Origin of the sequence: Microseira sp. BLCC-F43 (genome assembly GCF_041929235.1) — a bacterium.
GTDB lineage: Bacteria > Cyanobacteriota > Cyanobacteriia > Cyanobacteriales > Aerosakkonemataceae > Microseira.
This window is the reverse complement of the sequence record NZ_JBHFNP010000300.1, coordinates 1-17,168: the sequence shown is the minus strand read 5'-3', so window position 1 is coordinate 17,168 and position 17,168 is coordinate 1. Positions and strand designations below refer to the sequence as shown.

Annotated in this window: 16 protein-coding genes; 13 read left to right on the top strand and 3 right to left on the bottom strand. The window is 45.0% G+C overall.

The window, feature by feature from the left end; genetic code table 11:
• Nucleotides 1-68: 68 nt before the first annotated feature.
• Entirely contained in the window at nt 69-1,184 is a 1,116-nt protein-coding gene (proB, locus tag ACE1CM_RS39630; RefSeq protein WP_374884520.1) for a glutamate 5-kinase, read from the top strand.
• 11 nt (nt 1,185-1,195) lie between these two features.
• Here proB and ACE1CM_RS39625 read toward each other — a convergent pair whose 3' ends face one another.
• Nucleotides 1,196-1,369, bottom strand: coding sequence for a hypothetical protein (locus ACE1CM_RS39625; protein ID WP_374884518.1), 174 nt, complete (start codon nt 1,367-1,369; stop codon nt 1,196-1,198).
• 680 nt (nt 1,370-2,049) lie between these two features.
• Between ACE1CM_RS39625 and ACE1CM_RS39620 the strand changes: the two genes are divergently transcribed.
• The 12 genes from ACE1CM_RS39620 (at nt 2,050) to ACE1CM_RS39565 (ending at nt 13,902) form a co-directional block, all read left to right on the top strand.
• Nucleotides 2,050-3,066 carry a glycosyltransferase family 2 protein gene (locus ACE1CM_RS39620; RefSeq protein WP_374884516.1) on the top strand — a complete coding sequence of 339 codons (1,017 nt, stop codon included), beginning with the start codon at nt 2,050-2,052 and terminating at the stop codon, nt 3,064-3,066.
• Between the two features lie 36 nt (nt 3,067-3,102).
• Nucleotides 3,103-3,954 carry a glucose-1-phosphate cytidylyltransferase gene (gene rfbF, locus ACE1CM_RS39615; RefSeq protein ID WP_374884514.1) on the top strand — a complete coding sequence of 284 codons (852 nt, stop codon included), beginning with the start codon at nt 3,103-3,105 and terminating at the stop codon, nt 3,952-3,954.
• Nucleotides 3,878-4,918, top strand: a complete 1,041-nt coding sequence (locus ACE1CM_RS39610; RefSeq protein ID WP_374884512.1) for an NAD-dependent epimerase/dehydratase family protein — start codon at nt 3,878-3,880, stop codon at nt 4,916-4,918. Before rfbF ends, ACE1CM_RS39610 begins: the two co-directional genes overlap by 77 nt.
• Before the next feature lie 39 nt (nt 4,919-4,957).
• Entirely contained in the window at nt 4,958-6,313 is a 1,356-nt protein-coding gene (rfbH, locus tag ACE1CM_RS39605) for a lipopolysaccharide biosynthesis protein RfbH (protein WP_374884510.1), read from the top strand.
• 209 nt (nt 6,314-6,522) lie between these two features.
• Nucleotides 6,523-7,089, top strand: a complete 567-nt coding sequence (rfbC, locus tag ACE1CM_RS39600; protein ID WP_374884509.1) for a dTDP-4-dehydrorhamnose 3,5-epimerase — start codon at nt 6,523-6,525, stop codon at nt 7,087-7,089.
• A gap of 19 nt (nt 7,090-7,108) precedes the next feature.
• Nucleotides 7,109-8,056, top strand: a complete 948-nt coding sequence (locus ACE1CM_RS39595; protein ID WP_374884507.1) for an SDR family oxidoreductase — start codon at nt 7,109-7,111, stop codon at nt 8,054-8,056.
• The gene (locus tag ACE1CM_RS39590; RefSeq protein WP_374884505.1) at nt 8,046-9,083 is read left to right on the top strand and encodes an alkene reductase; all 1,038 of its coding nucleotides are present in this window, start codon (nt 8,046-8,048) and stop codon (nt 9,081-9,083) included. The genes ACE1CM_RS39595 and ACE1CM_RS39590 overlap by 11 nt, the downstream gene beginning before the upstream one ends.
• Before the next feature lie 222 nt (nt 9,084-9,305).
• Nucleotides 9,306-10,163, top strand: coding sequence for a hypothetical protein (locus ACE1CM_RS39585; protein ID WP_374884503.1), 858 nt, complete (start codon nt 9,306-9,308; stop codon nt 10,161-10,163).
• A 4-nt stretch (nt 10,164-10,167) separates the two neighbouring features.
• Nucleotides 10,168-11,160, top strand: coding sequence for an acyltransferase family protein (locus tag ACE1CM_RS39580; RefSeq protein ID WP_374884501.1), 993 nt, complete (start codon nt 10,168-10,170; stop codon nt 11,158-11,160).
• A 10-nt stretch (nt 11,161-11,170) separates the two neighbouring features.
• On the top strand, nt 11,171-12,232 hold the full coding sequence (locus tag ACE1CM_RS39575) for an acyltransferase family protein (RefSeq protein ID WP_374884499.1): 1,062 nt from the start codon (nt 11,171-11,173) through the stop codon (nt 12,230-12,232).
• Between the two features lie 2 nt (nt 12,233-12,234).
• Entirely contained in the window at nt 12,235-12,852 is a 618-nt protein-coding gene (locus ACE1CM_RS39570) for a YdcF family protein (protein ID WP_374884498.1), read from the top strand.
• 24 nt (nt 12,853-12,876) lie between these two features.
• Nucleotides 12,877-13,902: an acyltransferase family protein gene (locus ACE1CM_RS39565; RefSeq protein ID WP_374884496.1), complete on the top strand. Its 1,026-nt coding sequence runs from the start codon at nt 12,877-12,879 to the stop codon at nt 13,900-13,902.
• Nucleotides 13,903-13,978: 76 nt separating this feature from the next.
• Here the strand turns inward: ACE1CM_RS39565 and ACE1CM_RS39560 are convergent, their stop codons facing one another.
• Entirely contained in the window at nt 13,979-14,959 is a 981-nt protein-coding gene (locus ACE1CM_RS39560; protein ID WP_374884494.1) for a glycosyltransferase family 2 protein, read from the bottom strand.
• Nucleotides 14,960-15,704: 745 nt separating this feature from the next.
• A complete protein-coding gene (locus tag ACE1CM_RS39555; protein WP_374884542.1) occupies nt 15,705-16,772 on the bottom strand; it encodes an LOG family protein in 1,068 nt (355 codons plus the stop codon).
• Nucleotides 16,773-17,168: the final 396 nt, after the last annotated feature.

The following is a 17,168-nucleotide window of genomic DNA, read 5'->3' as shown; positions in this document are numbered from 1 at the left end:
GGTAATCGGTAATTGGCTTTGACCCACGACCCAATCTAAAATCTAAAATCTGAAACCTAAAATTCCTTATGTCTCAAACACTTATTGTCAAAATTGGCACATCTAGTCTGACGCAGCCGGAAACAGGTCGCCTCGCCCTTTCTACCATTGCTAGTTTAGTTGAAACCCTGACAAATTTGCGTCACCAGGGTCACCGAGTCGTGTTGGTATCGTCGGGAGCGGTGGGGGTGGGGTGCGATCGCTTGGGCATCACCGAACGACCTCGCAGCGTCACCCTCAAGCAAGCTGTCGCCGCGGTGGGACAGGGACGCTTGATGCGCGTGTACGACGATTTGTTTAGCCACCTGCAACAACCGATTGCTCAAGTACTGCTGACGCGGGGCGACTTAGTACAGCGCAGCCGCTATGTCAATGCCTACAACACGTTTCAAGAACTGCTGCGCTTGGGCGTTATCCCGATTGTGAACGAAAACGACACCGTAGCAGTCGAGGAATTAAAATTTGGCGATAACGATACCCTCTCTGCCCTAGTCGCTAGCTTAATTGAAGCCGACTGGCTATTTTTACTCACAGACGTGGATCGGCTTTACTCAGCCGATCCCCGCAGCAATCCCGATGCTCAACCGATTGCTTTAGTTAACCGCATCGAGCAATTAGAAGAATTACAGGTACAAACCGGAACTGCCGGTTCGCAATGGGGCACCGGCGGCATGGTGACCAAAATTTCCGCAGCTCGAATTGCCACCGTTGCGGGTGTGCGAACCGTTATCACCGAAGGCAGATCGCCCCATAACATCCAAAAAATCTTGCAGGGAGAACAGATCGGCACCCACTTCGCGCCCCAAACAGTGCCAACGAATGCCCGCAAACGCTGGATCGCTCACGGGTTAATCCCCGCAGGCAAGCTTTACTTGGACGCGGGAGCAGTCAAAGCCGTTACCTCTGCGGGGAAATCCCTTTTAGCTGCTGGAATTACGTCTATAGAGGGAGACTTTCAGGCATCCGATGCCGTTACTCTATACGATACAGAAGGTCGCGCCATCGCTAGAGGAATTGCGAACTACAGCAGCACCGAGCTGGAGCGGATTCGAGGGCATCAATCTGCAGAAATTCCTGCCATATTGGGCTATGCAGGCGCAGCAACCGTAGTTCATCGCGATAACCTCGTTCTACTCAACAGTTAAACCAAGCGGATTCAGCTGTGACGACGATCCTCTTTTGTGTACTGTTTAATCCAACAGCGTTCTAAAAGATCTACCTTGTGGCGATGCCAATAGCGACGAGGATTCAATATAGTTGTGGAACAAAATAGGGGCTGGTTGAGGAACTGCCAGAGAGGAAAGCGAATCGTACTGTGTTTTATAGTCATACACTGAATATTGTTGAGTGCGGTGGCTCCAAAATTAGCACCGTATGATCTGGATTGACATTGTACGGCCTGTTGGTATAACTTTGCCAAAAACTACCAATGGTTGTCTTGGTGAAGATTGCGGGATTTTATGATATATTTTTTACTTTGTTTAGTGTAGTTTCCCGGTAGCGCGAACCAATGAGTTTGTGCTAAATACTATCGCAGCGAACACAACTTGGGAGCTTATAGTATCATACCGTCTCCAGAGTCCCTAGTGAGTAAATAGACGGAGGAAGAGTAACCATTGTAACTATTACCAAAAATTTTGTGGCATAACTTAAAATTTTCCTTTCAACCCCTGACTCGCCGTGGAGGTGGGAAAGTTTTGCCATAATACAGGGTGGGTGCGATCCCGTAGCCGGTGGTGGAAACGGGGATTTTTTGCCACAAATCTCCGGGTTAGATCGTAACTCCCCATCTGGGAAATCAGTATAATTTACAAAAATATACTTTACATGAAGTTTAAAAGCAGTATAAAATAGATATGTATTTTAAAGATTATATAAAAATAGGGGATTGTACGTAAAAGCTATAACCAAGATTGATAATATTTAAGCTACAACTAGGCTATCAAATACGCTGGCATAAAAGTTAAAGATACATCAAGGCATTAACCTCATGTCAAGAAGGATAAACAAATGATAACAAAGGATAATCCTCGTGTCAGCATCGGACTGCCAATATATAATGCGGAAAAGTTTCTCAGACAAGCACTGGATGCGCTTTTAGGTCAAACATTCTCGGATTTTGAGCTAATTATTTCCGACAACGGCTCCACTGATGGAACGGAAGCGATTTGTCGGGAATATGCGCTCAAGGATAGCCGGATTAAATATTACAAAAACGAAACAAACTTAGGAGCAGCTAAAAATTTCAACCGCGTTTTTGAACTGTCGCGGGGAGAATACTTCAAATGGGCTTCCCATGATGATATATGCGAGCCTGAATACTTAGAGCGTTGCGTAGAAGTACTAGACCGCAATCCGGCAGTGGTGTTGTGCTATCCCAAAGCCAACACAATTGACGAACAAGGAAATTGGCAAAAGGTTTACACCGAGAACCTCAAGATCTTGGCAGAAAAACCCCACGAACGTTTCTATCAATTACTGGAAACTTTTGGCTGGTATCACGGGACACAACTTTACGGGCTAAACCGCGCTAGCGAGCTAAAGAAAACGATGCTATTGGGGAATTATCCCCATGCAGACCGGGTTTTATTGTCAGAATTGGCAATTTTGGGTCAGTTTGACGAAGTGCCGGAATTTCTGTTCAACCGCAGAGTGCATCCAAAAGTTGCACAAATAGAAAACCCGACTTACAAAGCTTTAGCAGTTTGGTTTGACCCCAAAAATAAAGGCAAAATTATGCTGCCTCGCTGGCGGCGGTATTGGGAGTTCTGCCATGCAGTACAGCGCCATGAATTGAGCGCTGATGAGAAAATTAGCTGCTATATTGCGATTTTGCGGCGGTTGTTCCTCTCGCCTGGATTGACCAGAAGGTTGACAGGTATGTTGCAGGATGGGGTACAAGCTGTGGTACGGTTGGTGTTAAAACAGATACAACAGCCAACCAAAATTGACGGCAAGCGTGCCGAAAATGCAACAGAAGTTGGGAGAGGCGACGGGAAAGTGGGTGCAAAGACAGTAACAAGATAAACGAAAGCGCGATCTGAGTAAGGAAAAAATTGGCGTATGAAAGTAGCGCTGCTAGCGGGAGGACTGGGGACTCGCCTTGCGGAAGAAACCGAAGTAAAACCGAAGCCGATGGTGGAAATTGGCGGGAAACCGATCCTCTGGCATATCATGATGCACTATTCCCACTATGGATTTAACAATTTTGCGATCGCTCTCGGCTACAAAGGCGAAGTCATCAAAAAATACATGGTGGACTATTGCTCGCTCAATAGCAACCTCACGGTTGATTTCCAAACGGGTGTAGTGACGATGCAAGGGGGTCACAGACCATCTTGGACGGTAGAGTTAGTCGATACGGGAATGAATTCCCTCACCGGAGGTCGGATAAAGCGCCTAGCGCCCCACATCGGCAATGAAACCTTTATGGCTACCTACGGGGATGGAGTTTCTGATGTGAATTTACAGGATTTATTGGCCTTCCATAAATCCCACGGCAAACTGGTTACCATCACCGTAGTCCACCCACCAGCAAGGTTTGGGCATTTAGAACTAACTGGCGACCAAGTTATCGAATTTTCTGAAAAACCCCAAACGGTAGACGGTTGGATTAACAGCGGATTTTTTGTTCTAGAACCAGAAATCTTTGATTACATTGATAGCGATGACACATACTGGGAAAAAGCGCCCCTAGAACGATTGGCAAGAGAAGGACAAGTAATGGCGTATAAGCATACTTCCTTCTGGCAGTGCATGGATACAATTCGCGACAAGAAACTTTTGGAAACGCTCTGGCAAACTGGCAAAGCACCTTGGAAAATGTGGGAGGAGGAGAATGGGAATATTGGTAACCGGACACAAGGGGTACATCGGGACAACGACGGTGCCCATGTTGTTAGCGGCAGGGCATGAAGTTGTAGGCATAGATAGCAATTTATTCGGGCAGTCTACTTTTTTAGATGGCATCGCCAATATCGCCGAATTAAATAAAGATATCCGCGACGTTGAAGCAGATGAATTGCGGGGATTTGATGCGATTATTCACTTAGCTGCCTTGGCAAACGACCCCTTGGGTAACCTGGAGCCAGACTTAACTTATGAAATCAATCATAAAGCATCGGTGCGGTTAGCTTCTCTAGCTAAAGAAGTAGGAGTGAAAAGATTTTTGTTCTCCTCTTCTTGCAGTACCTATGGGTCAGCAGGTGAGGGAAAAGTCACCGAATCAGCTGAATTTAATCCTGTCACTCCCTACGGAAGATCCAAGGTGCTAGTCGAACAGGATGTCGCCAAATTAGCGGATGACAATTTCAGTCCTACGTTTCTCCGCAACGCTACTGCATACGGGGTATCTCCTTTGTTGCGGTTTGATTTGGTACTCAATAACCTCGTTGCTTGGGCGATGACTACGGGGCGAGTTTATATCAAAAGCGATGGCACGCCTTGGCGTCCCATCGTCCACATTGAAGATATTAACCGCGCCTTTATTGCCGTGTTGAATGCACCGCGGGAAAATATCCACAATCAAGCGTTTAATGTCGGTCAAACTACGGAAAATTATCAAGTACGCGACATCGCAGAAATTGTTAAAGAAACCGTTCCGGGGTGCGAAGTTGAATACGCCCCTGGTGGGGAACCCGACAAGCGGTCTTATCAAGTAGACTTCAGTAAAATCGAGCGGATGCTGCCGGAATTTAAACCGCAATGGAATGCTCGAATGGGAGCAAAACAACTGTATGAAACATACCAAAAAGTTGGGTTGCGCCTAGAAGATTTTGAAGGACCGCGTTACAAGCGCATCGACCAAATTAAGCAATTACTCAGTAGCGGTCGTTTAGACAAAACTCTGCGCTGGAAACAGTCGGTAGCGACTGCTTAAATTGTTGTTCAATTTTACCCTAATTTTTCATCGAATATCATGCTCGCATCTCCTCCTCCTCAAAGTTCAGAAAATAACCCGCTCCAACAAGAAAAAGAACTGCGGTCGCAAGTTATGGCAGCAGTTCGAGAATACTATAACTTCAAATTCAAAAAAAAGGAATTTGTCCCCGGAAAATCCTACATCCAGAATGCCGCCAAAGTCTTCGACCAAGAAGAACTGCTCAAATTAGTCGATGCTTCTTTGGATTTTTGGTTGACAACGGGACGCTTTGCTGCTGAATTTGAACAGCGCTTTGCTGAGTGGATGGGACTCAAGCACTGCATGTTGGTTAACTCCGGTTCCTCGGCGAATTTGGTGGCTTTATCGGCGCTAACTTCCCCCAAATTGGGAGCGAAACAACTCAAACCTGGGGATGAAGTGATTACCGTTGCTGCTGGGTTTCCCACCACGGTTAATCCGATTTTTCAGAATCAGTTGGTGCCGGTATTTTTGGATAGCCACTTGCCAACTTATGGAGTTGATGTTTCTCAGTTGGAAGCGGCGCTTTCGCCCCGCACGAAGGCAATTGCGATCGCCCATACATTGGGAAATCCCTTCGATTTAGAAGCGGTGATGGCGTTTGCCGAAAAGCACGATCTTTGGGTAATGGAAGACAACTGCGATGCGGTGGGAAGTCTTTATAAAGGGCAAAAAACTGGCACGTTTGGACATATTACAACGGTAAGTTTTTATCCCGCTCATCATATGACGATGGGTGAAGGCGGCGCGGTTTTAACTAACGATACTCGCCTGAAGAAAATTGTCGAATCTTTCCGCGACTGGGGTAGAGATTGTTGGTGTGCGCCTGGAGTGGATAATACTTGTCAGAAACGCTACGGTTGGCAATTGGGTGAGTTGCCTTTTGGGTATGACCATAAGTTTACCTATTCGCATATTGGGTACAATTTGAAAATGACCGATATGCAGGCGGCTATCGGTTGCGCTCAGTTGGATAAGTTGCCTGATTTTATTGCCAAACGTCAGCATAATTTTAAGTTTATGCACGAGCAATTGCAGGATTTGCAAGATGTTTTAATGTTGCCTGAAGCGACGCCTGGGTCGGAACCTAGTTGGTTTGGTTTCCCGATTTTTGTGAAGGAAGATGCTCCTTTTAGTCGGAACGATTTGGTGCAGCATTTGGAAGGAAATTGCGTTAGTACCAGGCTTTTGTTTGGGGGTAATTTGATCCGGCAACCAGCTTATAAAGGGTTGAATTATCGCGTTGTTGGTGATTTGAAGAATGCGGATCGGATTATGATGGGTACTTTTTGGGTTGGCGTTTTTCCAGGAATAACGGATGAAATGCTGACTTATGTTGCTGAGACGATTCGTGGTTTTTGTCGCAGTTTTTAGTTTGTAGTGAGGACTTTAGTCCTCACTTTGTCGTTGGAGGGAAGGATGTTTTTTAAACGAACCGCCAAGACGCCAAGGACGCCAAGGAAGAGAAAAGGGAGAATTTGACCCATGAAGGAACAGTTTTTTTAAATGAACCGCAGAGACGCAGAGGACGCAGAGTAAGAGAAGAGAGAGTTTTTAGTAGGAAGTTTAAAGTTAGAAGAAAGATGGAAATTAGGGCGACTAAAATTTCGGGTTGTTATGAGCTTAGTCCGATTGTGTTTCATCAGGACTATCGGGGGAGTTTTGTCAAGACTTTTCACAAGGATGTTTTTAGTAAGCATGGCCTAGAAACTAATTTTGTGGAGGAGTATTATTCGGTTTCGGTGCAAAATGTGTTGCGAGGGTTGCATTTTCAAACTCCGCCAGCAGATCCGAATAAGTTGGTTTATTGTCCTTTGGGTCGAATTATGGATGTCATTGTTGATGTTCGGGTGGGTTCGCCTAGTTATGGACAATTTGAAGTGTTTGATTTGAGTGGGGAAAATGGGAAGATGGTATATATGGAGCCTGGGTTAGCACATGGGTTTTATGTGTTAAGCGAAACGGCTATGGTGATGTATAAGATTTCTCAACTCTATTCGCCTGAAAATGATACGGGGATTCGGTGGGATTCGGTGGGGATTCCTTGGCCTAGTAATAATCCGATTTTATCTCAAAGGGATAAGGAGTTTTTGCCGCTGGCTGAGTTTAAGAATCCGTTTAGGTACGGCGAAAAGATGGCGATGGCGTAGAGTTAATAGGGTGAATGAGATGGGAAGTTTAGACTCGTTACGCAATAAAAGTTTTCTGATCGCTGGTGCGGCGGGAATGCTGGGTCAGGCGTTTCGCGAAGCTTTGATGGAGGATGTGGCAGAGTGCAAAGTTATTGCGCTTTCTCATAAAGAGTTGGATATTACGGATAGAAATGCGGTTCTGAGTCTGGAAGCGGAAAAGCCGGATTTTATCCTCCATTGTGCTGCCCAAACTAATGTAGACCGCTGTCAGGAAGAACCAGAAAGTTGTGGTAGGGTCCAGATTGATGGGACGCTGCATATTGCTGAATTGGCACGGCGGGTGGAAGCGAAGGTTTTTTATCCGCAAAGTTTTCTGATTTTTGATGGATCTGAAACGCCGACGACGGAAGGGACTCAACCTGCACCGCTTTCAATTTACGGGAATTATAAGTTAGAGGCAGAAAGGCAATTGTTGTTGATGCTTCCTGATAGTTTGGTGGTGCGGATGGCTGGGTTTTTTGGTGGGGAGGAGGCAGATAAGAATTTTGTGGGGAAGTTTGCCCGTCATTTGGTGAAGTTAATTGGAGATGGGGTGACTCGGTATGAAGTGGGCGATCGCATCTGGCAACCTACGTATACTCTAGACTTGGCGCGGAATTGTGTGCAATTATTGGCTTTGGGTAAAACTGGCACATATAATATGGCAGGTCATACTGAGGCGTCTTTCTTCGAGTTGGCGCAAGCTTGTGTAGAGTATCTGGGGTTGAGCGATCGCATCACCATCGAACGTGTTTCGGCTGAAATTATGGCACAACGCGATCGCGCCGCCCGTCCTAAGTGCGTGTTGCTAGCAAATCAACGCTTGCAAGCGGAAAATCTTGATATGCAACGCCCTTGGCAGGTTTCTCTCAAAGATTATCTGTCTCGTCCTTATTTCCACAACTTGTTCCAAAGTTTAAATCCTGGTGCGATCAATGTTGCTTGAATTGTTTGACCATCCCTTGCTTGGACGCCTGAAGAATCGCGTGGTAATGTCGGCGATGACCCGCAGTTTTGCCGATCAAAACCACTGCGTAACGGCAGCTTCGGCAGAATATTACGCCCGTCGCGCCGCTGACGGGGTGGCGCTGATCCTCACTGAAGGAACGATCGTACACCCGACGGGGGATGGATATAATAATGTGCCTTATATTTATACGCCAGAACAAACTGAAAGTTGGAAGCAAGTCACCCAACGGGTACACGAGGAAGGTAGTAAAATTTTCTGTCAGCTTTGGCATTGCGGTCGCATCTCCCATGAAGATTTTACCGGCGGCGTCCCCCCGGTGAGTTCGAGTAATAAGCAAGCTGGGGGAATTAACCGGCAAAATGGCAAACCTTATGGGGTGCCAAGGGCGTTGGAAACTGAAGAAATTCCGGAAGTTTATCAGATGTTCCGTCAAGGGGCATTAAATGCGATCGCTGCCAATTTTGACGGGGTACAATTACACCTCGCCCACGGTTACCTCGCGGATCAATTTTTTGATGCTGCTATTAATGATCGCACTGATAAGTATGGCGGATATGTGGAAAATCGCTGTCGGTTCGCCCTAGAACTAACTGAAATTATATTGGGCGAACTCGGTGCGGAAAAAGTCATGGTTCGCTTATCCCCATCCCGCGGTTTGGGCGACGGTTTTTATGACTGGCCCGATCTTGATGATATGCTGGCTTATTTAATTCCAGAATTTGAACGCATGGGTTTGCGGATGTTGGATATCAGCTGCGCCCGTGCTGATTATTATCAAACATCTGGACGAATTATTCGCCAAATTAGACCGATGTGGCCTCATTTAATTATGGGGGGCGCATCTTTATTACCAGGTCAAGCTGAGTCGGAACTCCAGGAAGGTTACCTAGATATGGTAACTTGGGCGCGGTTTATCCTTGCTAACCCCGATTTTGTCACCAGGTTGCGCGAAGGAAAACCGTTAATGCCAATGGAAAGCGAGATGCTAAAGACTTTAGTGTGAAATCGAGATTGTTATCTTTCCAGCATTTATCCTGAATCCAGCAGCCCCGCAAGGGGAAACCCGGTTTCTTCGTAAATGTCGAGTTACCAAACCCAAGATTTTTACCAGAAACCACCAGAAACCCGGTTTCTTCGTAAATGTCTAATTACCAAACCTAAGATTTTTGCCAGAAACCGGGTTTCTCTGCTATTAAAATCCAAAATCCTTACATCCAAAATCTCTATGCTGTTCAAAATCCGCAACCAATTAACTGAAGTGGCATCGGAACTGGTTTACAAAGTAGACCTGCTCAAACATACTGCCAAACTGCCGTCTCTGAGTGAAAGCGATCGCGCAATTCTCAATACGCTTAAACATGAAGGCGTTTTAGTCACCTCTCTAGACGCTTTAGCGATTCCTTCTACTTCCCAAACAATCGAATTAGCAAAGAAAATCGTTAACAGGCTACAAAATCCAGACTCAGATACGGGAATCATCCAAGACAAAAATTATTCTATCACCCGCATCGGTTACACCCCACTCGCTGCGGAATACCCAGAAATTTTTCTGTGGGGATTGAACGAGAGACTGGTGAATATTATTGAAAATTATATTGGACTGCCAATCGCTTGTATCGGAGTCGATGTTCGCAAAGATATCGGCAATGGTATCAAGGATGTCGGTCAAAGGAAATGGCATAGAGATTCCGACGATCGCCGTCAAATCAGAATCATTGTTTACTTAAGCGATGTGACTGAAAATACGATTGCTTTTGAATACGTTCCCAAGCATTTAACTCCCGTCAATCCATTCAAGTCTACCTATGCCGATGAAGAGATGAAACAGGCGGTTCCCGAATCAGCTTGGAAGGCGTGTCACGGGAATGCTGGAACAGCTGTAATGGTGGCGACGAGTGATGTTTACCATCATGCTAAAGTCCCCCCAACACAAGGTGCAGATCGATTCACTCTTGTTTATACTTACACTTCCAGAAACCCCAGAAGATTACAACTTTGCAAGGATCATTTTTCCAGGGAAGGGTTGCAAGCGCTAGAGGGCAAACTTTCCCCAAATCAAAGAGATTACGCGTTGTGGTATTAAACATATGAAATGGAAAGTTTTAGCGGGTTTGCGTTTTTTCTTAGCTTGGGTTGTGGTTGGTTACCATTTAAGTGAATTTGTTCCTAACCCAAACAAAGATATTTTATGCAATCTGGGCAAATTGAATGGACTAGCAGCAGTTTTTGTGTTTCTCGTCCTTTCCGGATATGGAATAGGTCACTCGATCGCCAAACAAACACAAGGATTTTACAAGCGGCGTTTTTGGAGAATTTATCCTTTATATTTTTCTGCCGTATTGTTTACTTTCATTCCTCTTCTTGTCTCCAGTCAACCCGTTAAAACTTTGCGGACAGACTATAGTCTCCCCCATATAGGAACTGTCTTGGGCAACTTATTGTTTCTGCAAAATGTTGCCGTCGATCCCATTTGGGCAAATGTCCCGTTGTGGATTTTAGGGGTTGAAGCAATATGCTATGCCTTAACCCCATTGTTGGCTAAGCTCAGCAATAAAATATTAATTGCTTTAATGGGCTTATCGGCTGTATTTTATGGGTTGTTTACCTATATTTATGAGGCAATTTACCCCAAGGCAGAAGTACATTTCTACAGCTATTTTTTATATGGCATTCCATTATTATTGTTACTGTGGTCGTGGCTTCTAGGCTTTCTGTACTTCCGGAATAACGAAACCAATCTTTGGAAAGCAATCCTAGTTGGGTTGGGGACTGTCGTGTTAATAGTCAACCAATATCATACGGGGAGACTCGGCATCCTCACCTACCTGATTGGCAGTTTGGTCATAGTTTTTTCCCCATCGATTAAAGTACCCAAATCTCTTGACGGCATTCTGAACTATTTAGGGGAGATTTCCTATCCGCTTTATTTATTCCACTTTCCCACTTTGATTTTTGCTTATACCATTCTCGGTGTAAGAAACTCGTTTAGTCATGCTTTCCTAGCTTTGGTAGTATCCCTGGTGTTTTATCACTTGATTGAAGTTCCTGTACGCAGACTAAGAAAGAAACAAGAAGGATAGATAACTAACAATGAACTGGCAAATTTTTTTAGGTTGGCGTTTTGTTTTAGTATTTTTGATTTCTTGTGCGTTATTAAGACAATTTCTCCCAGATATAAACGATCCCATATATCATTTAAGGGCATTTACTTCCGTCGGAAATGCGATCGCTTTACTCATCCTCTCAGGCTATGCAACGGCTAGTTCAATTACCAAAAATCCAGAAGGCTTTTACAAACGTCGCTTCATCAGAATCTATCCTTTGTATTTGTGCGCCATTCTGGTAGCGCTTTTGCCCTTTGTGTTTTTTGGCAATTACATTGAACCGCTACAGGACAAACATTATCCCATAGTTCCCCCCAAAATAGAAACATTTTTTGCCTACTTATTTCTTGTACCAGGGTTTGTGGGTGACGTTTTTTGGTCAAATACATTTATCTGGCTTGTAGGTATTTTGGCAGTAGGCTATCTTTTCGCACCCTGGTTGATTCGTGTCAATAGTAAGGTGATTCTGGCTTTGATTGCGCTTTCCGGTTTGCTATACATAGTCACTCCCTATGTTTATTACATCTGGTGGGAAGGGAAAGCCCAATTTAGTTTGGCTCAATTAGGTCAATTATGGCACCAAAAAGACAAATTACCTTATTATCCATTTTTAGGATATAATTTACTATTTTTTCTCCACGCTTGGACATGGCTTTTGGGTTTCTTCTATTTTCGCGAACAAGATAAATTATCAGCGAAACTCGTGCTGCTGGCGGGGAGTTTAATGTTAATACTGAACCAAGACCGCACGGGAATGTTTTCTTTAGTCATCTACTTTGTTACTTGTTTGGTATTAATATTTGGCGGCAAGATAAAGTTGCCAAGGGTGCCAGGAAAGATCTGCGAATATTTAGGGGGTATTGCATATCCCTTCTTTCTATTTCACCGACCGACTTATATTTTTGCCTATAAGCTGGGAATCACGAATTCAGCCACGTTGATTTTTCTGGCTTTGTTAGTCGGAATGTTCTTTTATTATGCTGTAGATATACCCGTGCGTTCCAGAATGATGCCTGGAAAGAAAATTATTGCGCCTCAAGGAGAGTAACAGTGGAAAACAGCATAAAGCCCAAGTTAGCATTATCTAAAAAAATCCGCAGAGGGTTTTATATCGTAGGTGGTGGGATTGGCGCTTTACTGTTAGGATTGTATGGGTTCGTTGGTGTCAGGTTAGCGATCGCATCGCGCACGCACCCCACCCCCGAAGCGATTATGCTCTTAGGTGGCGGTAAAGGACGGGAACAATTTACCGTTGAGTTTGCTAAAGCTCATCCTTCTCTGGATATTTTGGCTTCCGGGGTGCGTTTCCCAGATGGACTGGAGGTGTTTCGAGATGCAGGGATTCCCGAAAATCGATTGTATTCCAACATTTATGCGGTGGATACGGTCGGTAACTTTGCTCACACTGTAGAAGAATTACAAAAGCGCAACGTTCATCATGTATACCTGATTACTTCCGACTATCATATGTCGAGAGCTGTTGCAGTTGCTACCCTAATTTTGGGAACTCGAGGAATTGCTTTTACCCCTGTCTCAATTGCTACCAACGAACCCCCAGAAACTTGGTCGTGGCTTCGCATTACAAGGGATACGAGTCGTTCTATTTTCTGGATTTTCACAGGTCGCACTGGAGCCAACTTTACCATACATCTAAAATTGAAGAGGTAAACTAACTCTCCACAACTTATTTTTATGGCAGAATCAAACAAAATGAACTGGCAAGTCCTTCTAGGACTGCGTTTTATCTTTGTATTTTTTATTACTTGTGCCCAGTTGAGAGAATTTATAGAGAATATAGACAGCGATTTTGTCTATAATTTGAGAAAATTCACTGCCATTGGTAATGTCATCGCACTGCTTTTACTTTCAGGCTATGCTACCGCCAATTCGATTAAAAATAATCCAGAAGGATTTTATAAGCGTCGCTTTTTAAGAATTTATCCTTTGTACTTTTGTGCGATCGTTTTATCATTACTCCCCTTTCTGATTTTTGGTAACAAAATTGAAACGCTGCATGGAAAACCAATCGTTCCACCCAATTTAGTCTCAATAGTTGAACACTTAACGCTTTTGCAAGGTCTGGCTTTTGGTACTTTTACGTCAAACTTACCCTTATGGCCTCTAGGCATCTTGGCGCCTTGTTATCTTTTAACGCCTCTGTTGCATCGACTAAGCGATCGCATCATCGTTTTCTCGATTGCCATCTCTGGTTCATTGTACGTAGCAGTTCCCTTTTTCTATAAATTATTTTATCATAAATCCCTTCCATATTATCCTGAATTAGGTTACGAATTGCCATTTTTTCTATTTGCCTGGGCATGGCTCTTAGGTTTTTTATACTTCCGAAAACAGAACAAAAAAGCGGGGACAATTGTCCTGTGTTCTGGATTTATAATGTTAATTTTAAACCAAAGTCGCACGGGTTTCTATGCTTTAATTCTATACTTGATGGCTTGCTTGGGTTTAATCTTTGTAATCTTTGCTCGCCAAATCAAACTCCCAAAGGCGGTAGGTAATACCTTTGAATATCTAGGGAATATTGCTTATCCCTTTTATTTACTTCACAAACCAACTTTTATTTTTGCCTATAAGTTACTAGGGGTGACTAATTCAGTCACCCATATGTTTCTAGCTCTGTTGGTTGCAATATTTTTTTATCATGCGGTCGATCTACCTTTGCGCTCCCGGAATAGATTGTTGGCGACACAAGGGGAGTAATAAGAAGGGGGAACAATTGTAGCTTTCTGCAACAGCGATCGCGCTAGTTGCAGAAATTGCCAGTAGGGTTTCCGCCTCAGACTACAGACAGAACCTCTGTCGCCATAGAACTAGAAGCGGGGAATAGAACTTCTTGGCGAATGGAATCAGTTTTCCCAGCAATTCGGCGAGAATAGATCGCGGCAAATAGCAATTTCCAAGCGCCTGGTGAAAATACGGCTGGGTAAGCGATTTGCCAAGCTGTTAAAAATTGTCTTTGCCGCAGTCCGACCAAACTCCAATGCAGCTTGAGAAAGGCGTTGATATCTTCCAGTGCCGGTAGGGAGGAGCGATACTTTTGAGCGACTAATTTGTAGATGTTTTCTTTCATCTGCATATTTACTTCTAGTCGCTCTTGGAAAGAAGATTTTTGATTGTTTCCACCTGTCCACAGGGTGCGGTAGGCGAGGTACTCATTTAAAAATATGGCATCACCGTACTTAGCAATTTTGATCCACGAGTCGATATCGTCGCAGACGTTTAAAGCCAGATCCCAACCTCCCGACAAAAGAAAAGCATCTTTGCGGAAGGCGACTTGAATTGGCGTGCCAAAGGGTACCATTTCCAGCAACATGCCGTAGTGGATATCTTCTTGGGGTACGTAAAATGCCTTCCCAGTACCGCAGGGTTGAGTGCGGGTCACTTCTGCGCCATTGCCATCGACTTGTATCGCTTGACACGAACACAGAACCGCTTGGGGTCGTTGAGCGATCGCTGATCCCATCTCTTCAATGCAGTTGGGAGCCAGATAGTCATCGTCATCCACTGGCTTGATCCACTTTCCCTTTGCTACCCTCACCCCTGCATTCACTGCGCCTGAGTGACCCAAGTTAGCAGAATTGCGGTGGTAAATGACGCGAGATCCTAAACTACGAATATATTCTTCCGTACCATCGTCCGAGCCGTTATCCGCCACGACCACTTCGCAGGGCCAGGTTTGTGCTAATGCGGATTCTACGGCTCGCCGCAACAGAGGTAAACGGTTATAGGTTGTGATGACAATAGTAAACTGACTCATGGCGGCGCACTTTTCTCAAACAGGTTTAAGTGGATTTTGCTTACGCGATTTTGACAGCCACGTAACCATCATACGTTGTTTTACGCAGAAGCTAAAGCTACGGGTTTATCTTTTCTAAACGATTGGGTTGGGTCATATCTCCCTTTCTGCTTCCGTTTCGTTTTTAACAGCTTAGATTTGTTCATAACCCAAAACGGCATACAATCCTATGGTTTTTGCGGTTATGTGTTCTGAATTACTAGCTTATCTGCTGATCAGTATTCTAGGCAATTTTCTGGAAAAATATGTAAATTTTCGGTAAATTTTCTGATTCATCGGCAAAGCCGGAGTTAAACCTTGAGCCATCTGTCAGGCTGCACCAGGTTTAGGACTTACGCAGTCTTCAGAGCGAGAAACAATGGCAAAATTGCTGATTTTATCGACTTTTCCCCTCTTGTTTCCCTTCCCTGCTCATATTCAAGCATTTTTGCTGCAAATGCGTCATTCCTGACGGCGTTGAGCCAATCAATGCACAATAGCGGATTAATTTCGAATCCGCCTAATTTCTGTATTTTCCACTACAAAAAAACCAGAGCAACCGCAGTTCAGTATAACTACGGTTACCCGAGGGATATTTGCTTAAATTTTTGGTAAATCTTAGTTGATTCTACGAATCTTGTTGCGGCAAAAATCGTCTATTTGGTAGCGCTTCTCTACCAACAAAACTCGGCTATCAGAATTTCGACTGCCTTGAGGGCGAATTTCCCTACTTGCGCTCTGGGTGTTCGGATTCGTAGGAGCTTTTCCCCAGCTGATTAATCGCTGCAATCAGTTGGTATAAGCGTCCCAAATCCCGTTGATTGAAGTACAAAACCAGGCGGGGTAAGTCAAAGGTTTCATCCCCGGCTTCTTGGGGCAAAGCTTGGCTTTTTTCAATTCGTCCCTTAACCAGGATGTCGCTGAATTGCTCGTTCAATCCCTCGATTGCTGCATCGGATAAATCGCAGTTAAGGCGGATGACAAATCGGTCGTCAACGTAGCGGCTAGAGTGATAGACGCGGTAAAAGCTATTGATTGCTTCCATCGCCACGTCTAAACGGTCTGTAATCGTGTAGAGATTGGGATCTTCCGGACTGATTAGACCTCGTTCGAGGAGATGCTCTTTGATGTAAGCATTCCAAGCTTCCCAGTAATTTCCACCGCGTCGATCGATTAAAACTACCGGCATGGGGCCGAACTTGCCAGTTTGGCTTAAGGTCATGCACTCAAACGCTTCGTCTTGGGTGCCAAAACCGCCGGGAAATAGAGCGATCGCATCGCTTTCTTTCAGCAGAAACAGCTTGCGAGTGAAGAAATACTTGAAGTGGAATAGCTTCGGATCGCCCTCGATAAACGGGTTAGCCTCTTGCTCAAACGGCAATTTAATATTTAGACCAAAAGACTTTTCTGCCCCAGCGCCTTCGTTACCTGCCTGCATGATCCCGCCACCGGCACCCGTCATCACCATGTAGCCCTGCTCTACGACTGAGCGAGCAAAGTCAACCGCCATGCGGTACTCTGGGGTGTCTGGCGAAATCCTCGCCGAGCCGAAAATCGTCACTTTACGGACGTGCCGATAGGGATAAAAAATTTGGAACCCCTGCTCCATGTCTTGCAAAGCAGCGCTGAGGATTTTCCAATCCAAACGCTCCACCTCAGTGCCAGCGATGCGTACCAGGGTAGCGAGTGCCTGCCCAATCCATTTGCTGTGTTTCAGCGTTGGCAGTTGATCGAGTAATTCAATTACTTCTGCGCGTAGAGACTCAAGCGCGTTTAAGGAATTATTTATTGTCATGAATAAAAAGCCCAAGGCGCGGGTTTCTATTCTACCTGGATTTGAGCTGCAATTTACCAGGGAAGAAACCCAAGGTTCGAGAAACGAGGGCGGCGGACTTGCCTTAATCGAGGGATTAAACCATTTCCACCCCGACTCTGGGAGGAATTTACCGATAGGGGGGGGTGACGAGCGGGTATGGTCATGCACCAGTTGGCGAGCGCCAAGCACTTGGGAAGGGGGACGAGGAGGAACAGTCCTCCCTACCAAATACTGTTGACACTCCTCTGCCTGAAGGCGAGAGGATTCTTTAAAAAGGAGATATCCACCGTTGGACATTGCTCGAACCACAACTCCCAAGACCGTAGTTACTCGAATCTCGCCTGTTGTGCGAGGGCGACGGTTCGCCAATTGCGA